This window comes from Paenisporosarcina sp. FSL H8-0542, from assembly GCF_038632915.1.
Taxonomy (GTDB): domain Bacteria; phylum Bacillota; class Bacilli; order Bacillales_A; family Planococcaceae; genus Paenisporosarcina.
Genome location: NZ_CP152050.1, coordinates 905,838 through 922,586, shown reverse-complemented (window position 1 = coordinate 922,586; position 16,749 = coordinate 905,838). Strand labels below are relative to the sequence as shown.

The 16,749-nt window shown below is 38.4% G+C and carries 16 protein-coding genes and 1 pseudogene; 7 read left to right on the top strand and 10 right to left on the bottom strand.

Going from position 1 to position 16,749, the window contains the following annotated elements:
* Positions 1-151: 151 nt before the first annotated feature.
* Positions 152-1,774 (bottom strand): AarF/UbiB family protein, encoded by a 1,623-nt coding sequence (locus MHH33_RS04935; RefSeq protein WP_016429112.1) that lies wholly within the window; start codon positions 1,772-1,774, stop codon positions 152-154.
* Between the two features lie 115 nt (positions 1,775-1,889).
* On the opposite strand from MHH33_RS04935, the gene MHH33_RS04930 reads away from it, so the two are divergent.
* Complete coding sequence (locus tag MHH33_RS04930) at positions 1,890-2,666, top strand: enoyl-CoA hydratase-related protein (protein ID WP_016429113.1); 777 nt, start codon at positions 1,890-1,892, stop codon at positions 2,664-2,666.
* Between the two features lie 81 nt (positions 2,667-2,747).
* On the opposite strand, the gene MHH33_RS04925 is transcribed toward MHH33_RS04930, so the two are convergent.
* The 8 genes from MHH33_RS04925 to MHH33_RS04890 all read right to left on the bottom strand — a co-directional run bounded on the left by MHH33_RS04925 (position 2,748) and on the right by MHH33_RS04890 (position 10,479).
* Positions 2,748-3,785 carry an NAD(P)/FAD-dependent oxidoreductase gene (locus tag MHH33_RS04925; protein WP_016429114.1) on the bottom strand — a complete coding sequence of 346 codons (1,038 nt, stop codon included), beginning with the start codon at positions 3,783-3,785 and terminating at the stop codon, positions 2,748-2,750.
* A 100-nt stretch (positions 3,786-3,885) separates the two neighbouring features.
* Complete coding sequence (locus MHH33_RS04920; protein WP_342543104.1) at positions 3,886-4,269, bottom strand: hypothetical protein; 384 nt, start codon at positions 4,267-4,269, stop codon at positions 3,886-3,888.
* Between the two features lie 184 nt (positions 4,270-4,453).
* The gene (locus MHH33_RS04915; RefSeq protein ID WP_342543103.1) at positions 4,454-5,587 is read right to left on the bottom strand and encodes a bifunctional cystathionine gamma-lyase/homocysteine desulfhydrase; all 1,134 of its coding nucleotides are present in this window, start codon (positions 5,585-5,587) and stop codon (positions 4,454-4,456) included.
* On the bottom strand, positions 5,584-6,522 hold the full coding sequence (locus MHH33_RS04910; RefSeq protein WP_342543102.1) for a cysteine synthase family protein: 939 nt from the start codon (positions 6,520-6,522) through the stop codon (positions 5,584-5,586). Before MHH33_RS04910 ends, MHH33_RS04915 begins: the two co-directional genes overlap by 4 nt.
* Positions 6,522-6,992 (bottom strand): S-ribosylhomocysteine lyase, encoded by a 471-nt coding sequence (locus MHH33_RS04905; protein ID WP_342543101.1) that lies wholly within the window; start codon positions 6,990-6,992, stop codon positions 6,522-6,524. Before MHH33_RS04905 ends, MHH33_RS04910 begins: the two co-directional genes overlap by 1 nt.
* Before the next feature lie 171 nt (positions 6,993-7,163).
* Entirely contained in the window at positions 7,164-7,799 is a 636-nt protein-coding gene (locus MHH33_RS04900; protein ID WP_016429119.1) for a class I SAM-dependent methyltransferase, read from the bottom strand.
* Positions 7,800-7,948: 149 nt separating this feature from the next.
* Positions 7,949-8,491 carry a GNAT family protein gene (locus MHH33_RS04895; protein WP_342543100.1) on the bottom strand — a complete coding sequence of 181 codons (543 nt, stop codon included), beginning with the start codon at positions 8,489-8,491 and terminating at the stop codon, positions 7,949-7,951.
* Between the two features lie 11 nt (positions 8,492-8,502).
* On the bottom strand, positions 8,503-10,479 hold the full coding sequence (locus tag MHH33_RS04890) for a S9 family peptidase (protein WP_342543099.1): 1,977 nt from the start codon (positions 10,477-10,479) through the stop codon (positions 8,503-8,505).
* A 139-nt stretch (positions 10,480-10,618) separates the two neighbouring features.
* On the opposite strand from MHH33_RS04890, the gene MHH33_RS04885 reads away from it, so the two are divergent.
* The 4 genes and pseudogenes from MHH33_RS04885 (at position 10,619) to MHH33_RS04870 (ending at position 14,612) form a co-directional block, all read left to right on the top strand.
* Positions 10,619-10,894 carry a hypothetical protein gene (locus MHH33_RS04885; protein WP_342543098.1) on the top strand — a complete coding sequence of 92 codons (276 nt, stop codon included), beginning with the start codon at positions 10,619-10,621 and terminating at the stop codon, positions 10,892-10,894.
* A gap of 98 nt (positions 10,895-10,992) precedes the next feature.
* The gene (locus MHH33_RS04880; RefSeq protein ID WP_342543097.1) at positions 10,993-12,537 is read left to right on the top strand and encodes an FAD-dependent oxidoreductase; all 1,545 of its coding nucleotides are present in this window, start codon (positions 10,993-10,995) and stop codon (positions 12,535-12,537) included.
* 192 nt (positions 12,538-12,729) lie between these two features.
* Positions 12,730-12,858, top strand: a pseudogene (locus MHH33_RS04875) (glutathione-dependent formaldehyde dehydrogenase); the annotation flags it as partial.
* A 464-nt stretch (positions 12,859-13,322) separates the two neighbouring features.
* On the top strand, positions 13,323-14,612 hold the full coding sequence (locus MHH33_RS04870) for a helix-turn-helix transcriptional regulator (RefSeq protein WP_342543096.1): 1,290 nt from the start codon (positions 13,323-13,325) through the stop codon (positions 14,610-14,612).
* 109 nt (positions 14,613-14,721) lie between these two features.
* On the opposite strand, the gene MHH33_RS04865 is transcribed toward MHH33_RS04870, so the two are convergent.
* Positions 14,722-15,018, bottom strand: a complete 297-nt coding sequence (locus MHH33_RS04865; RefSeq protein ID WP_342543095.1) for a DUF3006 domain-containing protein — start codon at positions 15,016-15,018, stop codon at positions 14,722-14,724.
* A 266-nt stretch (positions 15,019-15,284) separates the two neighbouring features.
* On the opposite strand from MHH33_RS04865, the gene MHH33_RS04860 reads away from it, so the two are divergent.
* Both MHH33_RS04860 and MHH33_RS04855 read left to right on the top strand, forming a co-directional pair.
* The gene (locus MHH33_RS04860) at positions 15,285-16,574 is read left to right on the top strand and encodes a helix-turn-helix transcriptional regulator (RefSeq protein WP_342543094.1); all 1,290 of its coding nucleotides are present in this window, start codon (positions 15,285-15,287) and stop codon (positions 16,572-16,574) included.
* Complete coding sequence (locus MHH33_RS04855; RefSeq protein WP_342543093.1) at positions 16,574-16,714, top strand: hypothetical protein; 141 nt, start codon at positions 16,574-16,576, stop codon at positions 16,712-16,714. Before MHH33_RS04860 ends, MHH33_RS04855 begins: the two co-directional genes overlap by 1 nt.
* The last annotated feature ends 35 nt before the right edge of the window (positions 16,715-16,749 follow it).

Sequence of the window (16,749 nt, the reverse complement as noted above, 5' to 3'; positions counted from 1 at the left end):
TATATTGTACGCTCATTTTTAAAAAATACAAGTGGGAAATCAGGGGAATTTCGCTGGAAGTGTTGCTGCGTCTCACTTCAAGTTAACCTGATCGTGAGATGACATGAAATATTCGTCAAAAAAACCACCTCAAAAAAGAGATGGTTCAGCGTTATTTATGTGATTTCCCTCGATAAACCCAAGCAGAAGCGATAAAGAAAAATCCGGATGTAACCATTAATGGAGAATGATCATCCCATACCGCATAAAACCCTGTAGCCAAGGACAAAACAGATATGATTCCGGCAAACATTCGCGTTTGCAGTTGGAATCGTTCCACTTTGGATTCTGCATCCCGAATTTGCATGTATTCCCGCATTCGAGTCGGTTCATCAAGAAAAGTAATTACTTTTTGTGGGAAAGCACGCAATGGTCCGATTGCATTTAATGCAAAGCGTACCGCATCCTCTTTCGAAAATGATTTGTCCCCCTCTTTTTGGGTTGTTGCCCATTCGAGCACACGCGGCCGCGCAATAGCAAGTAAATCCACTTTCGGATCCAGAACATGAAGAACTCCAATAAAAGTCGAAACTGCCCGCCCGAAAAAGGCGAATTCCGCAGGCAGTTGCACAGGTTGCGTACGGACAATTCCTTTTAAGTCATCCAGTAAACGGTCGACGACAAAACTGTCCATTTGCGTCAATTCTTCGGATTCATACGCTGCAACCACTCTGGCAATTGCATCTGCCAGTAAACGGCGGTCTGCCTGCGGCAACAAGAATCTCAACTCTTCCAGACCATCCAATACTTGGTCATACTGTTTGAGCAGTATACCTTCAACGACTTTTAACACGGAACGCGCTTCCTCTTTACTGATAGAACCGACCATTCCAAAATCAATCAACACAATCGTGCCATCGGGTTTAATTAAGATATTTCCACCGTGTGGATCCGCGTGGAATTGTCCACCATCCAGCACTTGTTCTAAAAACAACCGAAACAGTCGCTCCGATAAAACGCGACGGTTTATCCCATTAGAATCAATAAATGCAAGGTCGGTTATACGGGCACCTTCAATCCATTCCATCACCAGAACGCGACGCGTAGAAAATTCATCATAGTACACAGGGAAACGAACACCCGGCATTGATTCGAAACGGTCCGCAAAGCTGCGCCCATTACGTAGTTCCTGTAAAAAATTAAGCTCTGCCCCAACCGTATCGACCATCTCGCTATACAACAGATTGAAATCAATTTGTTTGCCAAAAGCCGTGAAACGTTTTGCCAGCCAAATCACAATTTTCATGGCACGAAAATCAGCACGTAAAATGCGCTCGATTTCCGGGCGTTGAATTTTCACTGCCACAGGCGTCCCGTCTTTCAGCGAGCCCTTATAGACTTCACCGATCGATGCAGATGCGACAGGTTTATCCGATAGGTTCATGAGAATATCCGTATGAGTTTCATTCCACTCTTGTTCGAGAAGATCAATTGCTTTCTCTCTCGGAACAGCAGGAACCCGGTCGGTCAACCCTTCTAGCTCTGCAATAAATGAAGGCGGCATTATGTCCGCACGTGTCGATAAAAACTGTCCCATTTTAATCATTAATCCGCCAAGTTTGAGTGCGGTCCGTTTATATTCCTTCGCTTGCCTCGTCACAAGCCGCTCCCATTTTTCGTTGATTACCGGTGTAAAACGACCTTTATAACGGCGCTGAAAAAGCGTTACTTGTGTAAAAAACTTTACGGACATCCAGACAATGCGATAAATTCGATAAATTGCTAAACGTTCCATTTCAAGCGCCTCCTTTGCCTACCATTATAGAGAGAGATGGCGACAACGTCCAAAAAGTGATATGTTTTGAAGGGGAAAACTTTCAAAATTGTGAACATTATAAGGGGGATTTACCATGGACACCATTCGCTACGAACAAAACGGGAATTTAGCTATCATCACACTCAATCGTCCGGACTCTATGAACGCCTTTAACTATGATATGTTACGTGAACTTGGTCAGGTTGCCGAAGCCATTCGCATCAATCCAGACGTTCGTCTCGTTGTTTTCACAGGTTCTGGTGAAAAAGCATTTAGTGTAGGTGCAGATTTAAAAGAACGCAAAACATTGACAGAGCAACAAGTAAAACGCAATATTTACAAAATCGGTGAAGTATTTTCAGCGATTGAAAACTTGCCACAACCTACAATTGCCATGATGAATGGTCACGCATTCGGTGGGGGAATGGAACTTGCACTAGCATGCGATTTCCGAATTGCAGCAGATAATATATTACTTGGTCTCACTGAAACGAGCTTAGCCATTATTCCAGGAGCCGGTGGTACACAGCGCCTACCACGCTTGATCGGAGAAGCAAAAGCTCTTGAATTAATCCTAACTGCACGTCGCTTAACTGCTGATGAAGCTCTGGCTTACGGCGTTTTAACAAAAGTAGTTTCCAGCGGAAGCTTACTAGAAGAAACGGGGAAATTTGCCAATCTGATTTTAGCAAACGGGCCGATTGCCGTACAACAAGCGAAATTTGCTATTAAACACGGCATGAACGCTGATTTACATACAGGCTTGAACATTGAACGAAAAGCCTATGAAATAACGATACCTACTGAAGACCGTGTTGAAGCCTTGATTGCATTTGGCGAAAAAAGAAAGCCTGTCTTTAAAGGGAAATAATAAAGAGCTATTCCAGAGATTTCACACTACCTCTGGAATAGCTCTTTTTGGTAGTATCTTCACTACCACGTTTCAATAGAATCAGTCTTTTAAAAAAGTCATCACATATTCCGCATCGTCTCCTACACCTTGAAGAATAGCGGATCCTCTTTTACTTTGCCATGGCAAGCCCAAGAAATACAATCCCTTTACTGGACTGATTCCTCGTTGATGCAGCACTTCATTTTTCTCACTAATGGCTCCATTAATTTGAATACAAGAGTAGTCAGATCTGAATCCTGTGGACCAGATGATATTTTGTATATGTAAGGTGGAATCATCTTGGAATCTTACTTCATTCGCCTTGCACTCAATGAGCCTTGATTTTAGTACAACCCGATTTTGTTTTAGTGCATTTTTCAACTCGTGACCAAAAATAAAATCGCCTTTTCGCTGTATGAATTTACCTAGCATGGAATTTGAAGACGCATTTAATATTCCCACTTTATCCAACCACCAAAAAATGCTTTTTCCCATGATGAATAACGGCATATAATCGGGGTTTTTACTGACCGCCAAATATGTTTTCTTTGATTTCGATAATTCCACAGCAATTTGTGCTCCACTGTTCCCACCACCTACCACCAACACATTGCCTTCCTGCAATTGACTTTCGTTGCGATACTCGGATGAATGCAATTGAACAACATAATCATCAATTGATTTAGACATTGAAGGAACAAACTTGTTATGGAAAGGCCCAGTTGCCATGACGAGGTTTTTTGTTTGAAAAACACCATTATTTGTCGTTACCTTAAACGACTGATCGTCATTTTGAACGACTCCATGAACTTCCGTATTAAATTGAACGGGGAATTGATAATTCTTGGCATACAGTGCTAAGTAGCGGCTGACTTCATCTTTCGACGGCAATCCATGCGGCTCTCCGTCCATTATCATGCCTGGAAGGGAATTATAAAGGCGTGGTGTGAAAAGAACCAATGAGTCATATCGATTAACCCAACTCTCACCAATGAATGATCCTTTGTCGAGAACAAGAAAATCCTTCTCATTTGACTTTAAAAAATAGCTCATAGCTAATCCAGCCTGACCAGCACCGACGACAATTGTATGATACAACTGGGAACACTCCTAAATAGAGATTAAAGTTTTAAATAGACTTCAATAAAAATATAAAATTGTTATCACTCACTGTCCAGAAAAAAATGGAAATTAAATATCACTCTGAATCAATAGCTTCTAAAGGCATGTCCCATAATAAATAATCGTCTATAAAAATGGCGGTTTCTACCACAATCGTATCTTTATTTTTCTTGAAAAATAAGGCCGTTCCTTCTTGTGTTTCATACGACCATCCCAGATCACTCATGATTTTCTTCACATGGTCAAATGTCGCCTCTTCCGTATATTCAGAAACATAACGTTTCACGTATTCCGTCTCCTGAAACTTTACAGACTCACGTGTAGTGACATCCAAAACTGCAACTGCCAAACCAAGTCGAATTGTCCCTTCATCCTGAGCCAAGATATGACCATACCGCACCCCCAAAATTGTGCAAAGGATTACGCACAATAAACAAAGAACCAAACTGATTTTTTTCATGGCGACCTCCTATCCATATTATAGAATATGTTCATAAGGAGGATAAATAGTATCTAATTCATTAAACAAACCGCTCTGTTAATTTTTATTGATGAAAGACTATTTTATTATCAGCAACATCGTTTATCATAAGCCAAACAAAAACCACTCCATATCTCGATGGAGTGGCTGATGTCTACGAATATTAAACTAACCCTTGCTCTAAATCTTCAATTAAATCTTCAACGTCTTCAATACCAACCGAAATACGAACAAGGCCGTCTAGAATGCCAAGTTCTTGGCGGCGTTCTGCCGGAATTGACGCATGCGTCATCCGTGCCGGGGTGGAGATCAAGCTTTCCACCGCTCCCAGACTTTCAGCAAGTGTGAAGTATTTTAATTTCTTGATCAGCTGATCGGCTTTTTCAGTACTGCCCACATCAAATGAAATCATTCCGCCAAAGCCAGATGCCTGTTTCTTCATGATGCCGTGCCCAGCATGTGATTCCAATCCTGGATAGAACACGTTTCTAACAGCTTCATGAGCAACTAGGAAATCAGCAATGCGCTTAGCATTTGAATTTGTTTCTTCCATGCGGATTCCGAGTGTCTTCAAGCCACGAATCAATAACCATGAATCTTGTGGTCCTAAAATTGCCCCTACTGAGTTTTGAACAAAGTGTAGGTCTTTCGCTAACTCTTCTGTCGCAACAACTACCAACCCAGCAACTACATCACTATGGCCGCCAATATATTTCGTTGCACTGTGCAACACAATATCTGCTCCAAGTGAAAGTGGCTGTTGCAAGTAAGGAGTCAAAAACGTGTTATCAACAATAGTCAGTAAACCTTTTACTTTTGCCAATTGTGCAATTTCCGCAATGTCCGTTACTTTCAGCAATGGATTGGTTGGAGATTCAATAAAGACCGCTTTTGTATTTTCTTTAATTGCCGCTTCAAATTCAGCTGCGTTTGAAGAATCAACAAACGTGGATTCAATTCCGAAACGGTTTAATACTTTTGTCATGACACGGTATGTACCACCGTATACATCATCCGTCATGACGATATGATCACCAGAATTGAAAAGCATCATGACTGAACTAATTGCTGCCATTCCTGACCCGAAAGCGAAGCCTGCATGGCCACCTTCTAAATCACTAATTAAAACTTCAAGTGCATGGCGAGTCGGATTCCCTGTACGTGAATATTCATATCCACGGAAATCACCTACGGCATCCTGTTTATACGTGCTTACCTGGTAAATCGGAGTAGAAACGGCACCCGTTGTTTCGTCTCCTACTATTCCAGCGTGAATTAATTTCGTTTTCGGTCTCACTCTGCTTCATCCTCCTTCAATAATTCGTAAACTTTTTGACTTAAATAACGTTCGCTTGAATCTGCAAAAATAGTTACAATATGGCTGTCTGGTTTTGCAACCTTTGCTTCTTCCAGTGCAGCATAAAATGCCGCTCCTGACGAACTGCCTACGAGAAGACCTTCTTCTTTAGCCAGCACACGCAGTTTTTCAAAAGCATTCTTATCCGTAACCGTATGGATAGCATTAAAATATGCTTTGTTCATATAGGCTGGTAAAAATTCCATACCGATGCCTTCCGTGTAATGCGAACCAGGTTCCCCACCATTTAAAATAGAGCCTTCTGGTTCTACGATCACTGTTTTAATATCTGCATTCTGCCCTTTTAAATACTTCGCAGTTCCCATAAAGGTTCCACCAGAACCTGCGCCTGCGACAAAGACGTCAATTTGACCGTCCAAATCACGCCAAAGTTCAGGTCCTAAAGTATGGACATACGTTTCAGGATTAGCTGGATTTGAAAATTGAGATGGTGAAAAAGCGCCTGGTGTTTCTTTGACAAGCTCTGCGGCTTTTTCAATAGCCCCTTTCATTCCAAGTTCAGTTGGTGTATTGATAATTTCAGCGCCCAATGCGCGCATCAAAGTTTGTTTTTCCATACTGAACTTTTGCGGGACCACAAATTTCACTTGGTAACCTTTGCCGATGGCGGCAAGAGCCACACCGATTCCTGTGTTGCCAGCGGTCGGCTCAATAATAGTGCCACCTGGTTGAAGTTTTCCCGATTCTTCAGCATCTTTTAATAAAGAAACGCCTAATCGATCTTTTACGCTACCACCTGGATTCATGAATTCAAGCTTGGCAAAAATACGGCAATTATTAGGAATTTCACAATTTTTAATTTCAACAACCGGTGTATTGCCGATTAATTCATGTACGCTGCCGTATACGTTCATTATGCTTCCTCCGCAAATACGTTACGCCACTCATCTTTCTTCGATAGCATGTCGCGTGCAATTTCTTTCGCTCCTTCGAGACTGTGATTTGCAGCCCATCCACATTGGACTTCGTTACAAGCCGGAACTTCCGTAGCTTGAAGGACATCTTCCAGCGTTTTTTCAAGAATCGTTAGGATTTCCTCATAATTGTCATGGTTGATTACAGCCAAATAGAATCCAGTCTGGCATCCCATTGGACTCATATCAACCACTTGATCTGTATGGTTGCGAATATTTTCAGCCATTAAATGCTCGATGGAATGCAAACTTGCCATCTCCATATGTTCTTTATTTGGTTGTTTGAAACGGATATCATATTTCAGGATTTCGTCGCCATTCGTGCCCATTTTACGACCAGCAAGACGTACATAAGGTGCCACTACTTTTGTATGATCTAAGTTAAAGCTTTCAACATTCATTTGTTTCATCAAAAACACTCCTTATTTTTTACTCTTTACTGTTGATTTTTATTGAGAAGGTGGGAATCTTTGCGACGAGTAACCGCAGGAGCAGTGTTCTAATCTTTGCGACGAGTAACCGCAGGAGCAGATGCTTTTTTCACAGATTCCCTGAAGTTCAACAACATTGTTTAACAGAGTCTATTTTTTAGTTGCGTCCATTAACCACACATAATCATTCATTTGTTCAAACTGAACGTCAAAGCCAGCTTTTTCAAATGCTTGAGTCAAAACAGGAATCGTCGTGTAGTACTCGCGTTCCAAATCATCTGCCACATTGTTAAAACCACGTGCGCGTTCTTTTGTAATCTGTGCTTGTTTTGCTTCTTCTGAAACAAATACAGTATCTGCAAATACAATTTTCCCACCAACCGGCAATATAGTAGCATATGTGACCAAAGCATTTTCTTTCTCTAAATCTTTTAAATGATGAAATACATACGAGCTGACAAATGTATCAACCTTCTCGGGTGCTTCAAATTTCAATAAGTCCCCATCCAGTATTGCTAATTCTGGAAAACGTTTCGCTGTTACCGTACGCATTGCTTTATTTGGTTCGATACCAATAACAGAATGACCTGCATCTATTAATTTCGCCGTCAAGTTTCCAGTCCCTGTTCCAAATTCAACAATTGTGCCAAATGATTTAGAAGCAACCGCAGAAAGAATCTCTTCATATTTTTCAAACACATCACGGTATTCTGGATCTTTTCCGGAAACGGATGCATCATAAGAATGTACCCACTCGTCAAAAATATCTACGAATTCACGTCCCATAGTAAATCCTCCTTTTTATTTATATATATTATTCCAATAAGTTTACTTGGTATTAGGTTAACTGACTTATTTATAACATAGTTTACCCGTTATTTCTACTCCTAAATTCCAAAAGACCCCTTTCAAATTATGCGAAAGGGGTCTTGATATTATTTAGATTGTGCTTCCCATTCTTCACGTAAAATGCCCATGCGAATCGAGTCATAGTATGTGCCATTGTAGTAACGAACCTTACGGATACGGGCTTCCATCGTCATGCCAAGCTTTTCCCCTACCCGAATCATCCGATAATTACCGGACCACGTGGTAAAGCCTACACGTACAAGCGGCATGGTTTTAAAGAGACGATTCGTCCATTTTCTTAAGGCTTCTGCACCGTAGCCTCCGCTCCAATATTCCGGCTTAAAGATGACGATTCCCATCTCAAGCCATAAAGAAGGTTCATGCTCCCAGTAATAGGACACCATCCCGATTAGTTCGTCATTCACTTCAATCCCATACATATGCTCCTTATTGAGATAACGATCTTTATCGGATAAAAATTGTTCAAACGTTTTTGGTGAATATGGATAATAGGGTGCATCCCATTTCTTCCATTCGGGATTTTCTTCTTTCGCACTCATTTCCCATAGTCTACATAAATCCTCTTCATAAAAAGGTCGCAAGTGGACCTGTGAACTTGCCTCAATCAAATCATTTCACCTCATAAATACTTATCAAACCAACCAGTAATTTGCTCTAGTCGGGCATAGCGTAAATTTGGATAACCCGTTCGAGACAAGTTATGATCTGCATCCGGGAAACGCACAAAGCCCGCTTCTTTTTTCATTTGTTTCAATGTAATGTAAAGTTGCTCTGCCTGCTCAATCGGACAACGGAAATCTTTTTCACTGTGTAAAATCAATAATGGTGTCTCGATGTTCTTGGCGTACTTCAGAGGGGAATGATTCCACAGTTTTTCAACATCCGTCATATCCGCGCCAATTTGCCATTCGTTGAAATAATATCCGATATCAGATACCCCAAAGAAGCTGACCCAGTTTGAAATCGATCGTTGAGTGACCGCCGCTTTAAAGCGATTCGTATGACCGACAATCCAGTTCGTCATGAACCCGCCATAGCTTCCGCCAGTTACTCCAAGACGATTTTCATCAATCCAGTCGTTTTCAGCAAGTACCGAATCGAGGCCTTTCATTATGTCTTCATAATCACCGCCGCCATAATCGCCGCGAACCGCATCAACGAATAGCTGACTGTAGCCATGACTGCCACGTGGATTTACATACAGAACGCCATAACCCTGTGCTGCTAAAAGCTGAAGCTCATGGAAAAAAGTGTTCGCGTACATAGCATGCGGACCACCATGAATCTCTACAATTAATGGATACTTTTCACCTTGTACGTAGTCCGCCGGTTTCATTAACCAACCATGAACGTTCCATCCTTCTGCACCTTCATAAACAATTGCCTCAGGTGATACCAATTCCACCTCGTTTTCAAATGTTTCATTGAATGTCGTTAATGCTTGTCTTTCACCAGTCGCAATCGTTTGTACATATAGTTCGCCAATGCTGGTTGGATTGGACACCGTTACCAGAGCAAACTCCCCAGATTTTGCAACACCATAGCCATATATATATTCATCGTCGCCAGTCGCCGGATACATTTCCCCTTCCAATGAAGCGGCATATAATCGAACGTCCCCCATAGTAGATACTTGGAAATACAAGTGGTCATCTTTCGTCCATACAACGTTAGGCGCATTTGCCCCTTGTTGTGTATCTGCTACGACATAATCCCCAACTGGAGCATCAATTCCTTCAGTCAGGTTTTGGCGTGAACCTGACTCGATATCATATACGTATAGTTCTGTATGTGTTGCGTTCTTGAAAGATGCATCGCTACCGACAAATGCCAGTTTCGAATCATCAAAAGAAAATGCAGCACCACCAAAGTAACCATCTTCTTCAATAACAACCGTTTCTTCCTTCGATTCCACATCCACCAAATACAATGATTGACGGAATTCGAAATCCTGGTTTTCAGAACGATTGACACTGAAGACCAGTTTCGATCCATCGTGTGAAACGGACTGTAGCGTATAAAAATGATTGCCTTCCGTAAATTGTGTTACTTCCCCGTTTTCAAGATTAATTACACCGATATGTTTATAACTGTCTTGAGGCAGCAATCCCGTACCGTCCATTTTGTACTTCATTTTATCCACTACGTATGGTTCTGGTTTTTTCTTTTCCTCTTTATCCGGTTCATCAGTAAATTTCTTTCCTTCTTTTAAGGAAGCAGAAAACCATATTTTCTTTCCACATGGAGACCACACAAAACTGCTGACACCTGCTTCAAATGAAGTCACTTTACGTGCTTCTCCGCCTTTTGTGGACAATACATAAAGTTGATTCTTATCATCACGAGTAGATAAAAATGCAAGCTGCGTGCCGTCTATGGAATATGTAGGAGAAGAAATCTTCTCTTTACCATGTGTCCATTGTGTCAATTTCTTTGAATCCAATTCCACATGCCATAAATTCGCTTGATATGTATTTTCCTTGTCGTCTATTTTTGTATGAACAAAAACTGCTTCTTTTTGATTTGGTGCTAAAGTAGGCTGAGTAACAGAAACCAATTGATTTAAATCTTCTATAGTTAATTTGCGTTTTGACATTTAATTTCCTCCCTAGGTGTCACATAATTCCTATTTCGACATCCGTAAGAGTTTTCCTTTAAATCTGAACCATAATTTTCCCATCGATTATTTAAATTTAATGCAGTATGTTATTTATATGAAAATTGGAGGTTTTATTATGGCTTGGATACTAGGTGGAATGGCATTGATTCTTCTAGGCTTAGTGGGGATATATTTTTGGGTGTACAAATACGATCGTGATAAAGTCAATTTGAATTATATAGACTCTCCTACATCAGACAGCATCATAGTCTCCATTCTTTTCTTTATTGGCGTAATCTTGATTGCAGTATTTTTCGAAAAACTGCCGATTTGGCTTGCTAGGAGTATTTTATTCCTTGTCTGCCTTTTGCCTATTTTGATCGGGGTTATGATTATTTTGGAAGAAATATAATTTTCAAACCCTCCTTACAGTTCAAATTCTTCCATCCATGATTGTATTTTCTGGAAACGGGTAATAATGAAGAAACTACGAGCAGGAGGGTTTATATTATGTGTGCACTTGAATTGCCTAAATTCACAAAATCCTATTGGAGAAAAGTACGATCAAACAAAACATTTCCACAAATAGAATCGGATGTCTCAACAGAAGTATGTATTATAGGCGCTGGCATTACCGGGGTGACTGCAGCATATGTCCTCGCTAAGGCAGGCGTAAAAGTAATCGTAATTGAAGGAAGCAAAATCGCCAGTGGAACTACTGGATTTACTACAGCGAAAATAACCGCACAGCACGGAATAATTTACGATGAGTTAATACAGACATTCGGAAAGACCAAGGCACGCCAATATTTTGATGCAAATCAACAAGCACGTGAACAAATACAAATGTGGGTAGACGAGCTTTCCATAGATTGTGATTTTGAAGAACGAGATGCCGTTCTGTACGCACAAACTACACAGGGTGTTGACCAATTACATACGGAGAAAGCAGCTTATGACAAGCTTGGTATTCCTGGTGAACTATCGATATCCTTGGATGAGCTCCCATTTCCGGTAAGTGAAACATTAACCTTACCAAAACAGGCGCAATTTCACCCTGTCAAATATATCAACAGATTAGTTAAAGAAGCACAGAATCTTGGCGTCGTTTTTCACGAAGAAACCCGAGCAAGTTCCCTTAAACATAATGATGAAATCATTATCGAAACGACGGAGGGAATGAAAATCACGACCAAGCAAGTCCTTGTTACAAGTCATTATCCGTTTAACGATAAAGACGGTTTGTATTTTTCAAAATTGTCGCCGCAACGCTCCTACGCGGTGTGTGTCAGAGTTCCAGATGAGCATATGAACGGCATGTATATCAATGTAGAAAAACCTACCCGTTCAATTCGAACAGCCAAAGGTGATAAAGGAGAAAGCTACGTGATTGTCGGTGGTGAAGGTCACAAAGCCGGGCAGTATGAAGATACTACTCATGATGATTCTACCGTTGAACGCTATGAAACACTCGTACAATTTGCCAAACAGCATTTCCCTGTCCAGTCCATCGACACTCATTGGTCTGCCCAAGATTTAGAAACGCTCGACCGTATTCCCTATATCGGCGAAATGACATCTGGATTGCCTCATGTATTTGTGGCAACTGGCTTTGCGAAATGGGGTATGACAAATGGGACGGCCGCAGGTCTATTGTTAGCCGATCTTGCCCAAAATAAATTTAATCCCAATAAAGATTTATACTCACCTACTCGATCAAAACTAAAACAACATGATACGAAAAACTTTGTAAAAGTAAACTCAAATGTGGCGAAAGAATTAGTAAAAGGAAAATTCACGAGACCTTCTGATACCCTTGAGAATTTACAGGTGGACGAAGGCAAAATTGTCATGATTGATCATCACAAGACAGGCGCATATAAAGATGAGCATGGGAAAATACATTTAGTAAAACCTACATGTACCCATTTAGGCTGCGATGTTCATTGGAATAACAGTGAGCGTTCATGGGACTGCCCTTGTCACGGTTCACGGTTCTCTTATACAGGAGAAGTTTTAGAAGGTCCTGCCGTGAAACCATTAGAACGCAGATAAATTAACTTTTTGGAAACAACGTCTAGGACATATTCAATAGGACAGTTTTGTATTGAAAGTTTAAACACACACACTAGCAAGTAGCTCTTATAAAGAGTTGCTTGCTTTTTACATGTTGTTTTTGTAAATGTTTCGAAAAAAATCATATGGGTAAAGTTTTAGGCGGTGAACACCGTTTGAGGAGGATGGTATATGAAGGCGATTACGTTTAAAGGCACGAAAGATATCAAAGTCAAAGGAGTGGAAGATCCAAAACGTCAAAAACGAGATGATATTATTGTTCGTATTACCTCTACAGCCATTTGTGGATCAGATTTACACAAATGGTTTTTCGTTTCAGAATCTGATTACTTCAGTGTTGATGTGCTTTTTCACAACCGTTACACCTTCACCAAGAATAGGGAGTAGATTTGAAATGGAATAGATCATGAGCAAGGTAAAAAAAGCGAACGCAATTATGTGTATGGGTTTCGTGATATTTCTTCTGTTTCTTAGAAGAAAAAAGCCCAAAGCAATTTGAATCAAAATCAATGATGTATTTTTCATTTCCTACTCACCTCCCCTTTATATTCTCTCGTTTAATTCCTCTAGTAGTAGTTTACATGAAAAAAACGTCGAAAAATGTCGATAATGTTGGGAAAGTTTTCACATTCAGGGCATATATATATCATTTTTATGAAATAAATTTCTTGATTAAACTTTTGTTTTAAGTTTAATGAACGTATAGTAGGATAAAGATTGAATTTTAAAGATGTAAAATATAAGTAAAGGAGGAAGCTTCGACCATGAATAACTTCGGACATGTGATTAAACTTGAGAGAATTAGAAGGAATATGAAGCAAATTACATTAGCTCAAGGGATTTGTACTCCCTCCTACCTAAGTAAAATTGAAAACAATTCCATCGTTCCAAGTCAAGAAGTGGTCAATTTACTATTAAGCCGACTCGAACTTGCGATTAACCAAAACAAAAGTTTAGACGACGAAAGTTATCTGAAGCAAATTCGTGAGATATATTTCAATGCCGTCATGAACAAAGACCGCGAACTCACAGCTATAGCGTTAAAAGAAATTAATAATGAACGTTACTTATTTAAAGATTCTTCAAATTTTTATACATATCAGCTCATGGTCCTTAGATTGACTTTAATTGTACAAAATGCTCAAAATGACACAACCGAACTGATTATGGCATTATCCGAGCTATCCAGTAACTTTGATGAATACCAGATGTTTTTATTCAATTCTTGTTTAGGAAGCTTTTATTATTTCAAACATGACTTCTCATTATCATTAGCAGCGTTTGAAAAAGCCTATAAAGAACATCAAAATTTATCCATTGAAGAATGGGAAACAGCAGATTTTTATTATATGCTGAGCATAATTTATATCCAACATCAAAGAGTGGTGATCTCTACTGAATTTATTCAAAAAGCATTAGCTTATTTTAAAGATAATTTCTTTTACATTCGTGCGGTTGAGTGTTATTTAGTTCTAGCCGTTGCCCAAAAAACCTCATTTAAACTAGATGATGCATTAGAGACATTGCTTCTAGCAAAGAGAATTGCAATACAGCTTAATTTAGAAGAACAATTCACTGTTATCTACCATAACCTTGGTGCCGTAATGTCATTACGGGGTAAATCGAAAGAAGCGATTGAAAACTATTTAGAGAGTATGACGTTGAGTGATAGAACAGAAATAAAGTTAATAAGTGTACTTTCTATTGTTCAAGAGTACTCAAAGCAATCTAATTCTCTAAAAGTAATCGAATGGTCAAATAAAGGACTTGAATTACTGAATGAACAACATGAAAATGGCTTAATCCGTTTCAAGCATCATTTTAATATTTACATTTCAAAGAACTCGAATTACGTTAACTTTGAAAAGGTAGTTCTTAATGCTATCCAATACTTTAAAGAGGCAAAGGATTATCTATATACTTATAAATATTATATTTTTTTAGCGGAATATTTTAATGAGATCAATAAATATAAAAATGCTGCAAAATATTACGCTGCTTCAAATAAGTATCTGTTTCTAAAAAACAATTACACATCCTGGGAGGATTTGTAAAACAACCAAATCAAAAAGCCTGTAACTATTTCCCGAGGTCGGGGGAAATAATTACAGGCTTTTCGGTATATGTCAGAGACACTGGCGGCAGTGCCTTTGAACGCTAAAATCAGCTGGCCGTTGTATAAACTAAACAACCGTGTTCGTAATCAATATAGTAACTGTTAATTTTTTGTGCAGTGGAAACAGAATCTGTTTCTTTCTGTTTATTTGCAGCACGTTTGTTCACTTTCGAGATATGAAAGCCTTCTTCCTGAATGTCTACTAGTAATACGTCGCCAACTTTCATATCATAAGTTAAATCATCTGTTGGAACGACCAATACATTTGATTCACTAGGAAATTCCAAGAGAACTGCTAAATCATCCTGAAATCGATCCAATTTATACATTCTACCTGTAAACATACTGAACAGCTCCTTTTTAAATGATAATTTGCTTGTTGAAAGATAAAAATTGCTAAATATTCATAATAAACGTAGAATTTGAAGAAATACTAATTCATTAACTAGTTACAATATAATCATAATTCGTTAAGATAGAATAAGAAAGAAAAACAGGTTGGGAAACTTTTTTCCAAAACACGCGTTTTATTATAGGTATTTAAGTTTTGTTTCCCAACTACAAGTAGTAGATATTACTCAATGACTCTATTAGTATAAAAGGTGGATATATGAATAATATCGGTTTACTCATCAAAATGTCCCGCATACAACAAAATATGAAACAAGTTACGTTAGCAAAAGGAATCTGTTCCACCTCCTATTTAAGCAAGATTGAGAATAACCAGACGGTTCCAAGCGAAGATGTCCTGCAGCTTTTATTGGAAAGATTAAATCTGGATTATGAGGATCTCTCCACTGAAGAGGAAACAGAGTTCCTATCTGAGCTTTATCTTCTTTATAAAGATGCAATTATTAATCGAAATAAAGAAGAAATTCTGGAAAAGTTGAAATCTTATAAGGAAAGAAATTTTCTTTTTAAAGATGAACATAACTTCTATACCTACAATCTTTATTTCTTCCGTTTACATTTAATAACTGATACAAATAACGAAATATTGTTAAATTTGATGGAAGCGTTGAATCAAATGAAAGAAAACTTTGATGATCGCCAACTTTTTCTCTTCAATACAAACTGTGGAATATTGTTACATGTTGAGCAAGAATACAAAGAATCCCTCATTTATCTTGAATCTTCTTTAGAACTCATAACTGTATTCCATTTGGATGACTGGGAAATAGCTGACTTTTATAACGTTTTAAGTATTTCTTATCTCTCTAACAATCACTTGTTAAATACGATTGAATATTCTTCAAAAGCATTGAGTTATTATAAAGATAATTTAATCTTTAAGAGAGCAATTGATTGTTATATTGTGATTGGTATTGCTCAAGCCTATACTGCAAAGTACAAAAGTGCAGAAGAAAGTTATTTACTCGCAAAGAAACTTGCAAATGATTTAAAGTATAAAGAGTATGAAGGTATAATTACTCAAAATTTAGGGTTTTTGTATTCTCAAAAGAATAATCATTTGAAGGCAATAGAATTTTATATCGAGAGTTTTAATAGCCCCAAGAATACTGAAGGTTATTTATTATCAATTTTTTCAATAGTTAAAGAATACTCAAAACAAAAAAACACAGTGAAAATCATTGAATGGTGTAAAACTGGATTTGATTTATTACAATCAAGTCCTTCCGAAAAGAACAATTCATATTATTTTCATTTTAAAATTTATGAAATTATGAATAATAATGATTTAAAGGACGTAAACTTATACAAATCGGCCATAGATTATTTTGAAAAAACGAAAGATTATCGACACGCCAATAAATATGCTATTAAATTAGCTGATTTATATAGTTACCACAGGAAATACAAAAATTCGTCTTTAACGTATCAAAAAGCATTAGAATATCAATTTTTACAAAAATCTATTACTTACTTGGAGGAATTATAATGAAAAAGAAATTAGCAGTTATGTTATTGGCTTCAGTTATTATTTTAGGTTTTGCTACTCAAGACTACACATCTGCTGAAGCTCAAATACCTAGAATCACAAGTATCAAATCACCTACATTTATTGCTCTAAACAACTAATTAAAAAAGCAGAAACTGCCGGGATTTTTATTCCA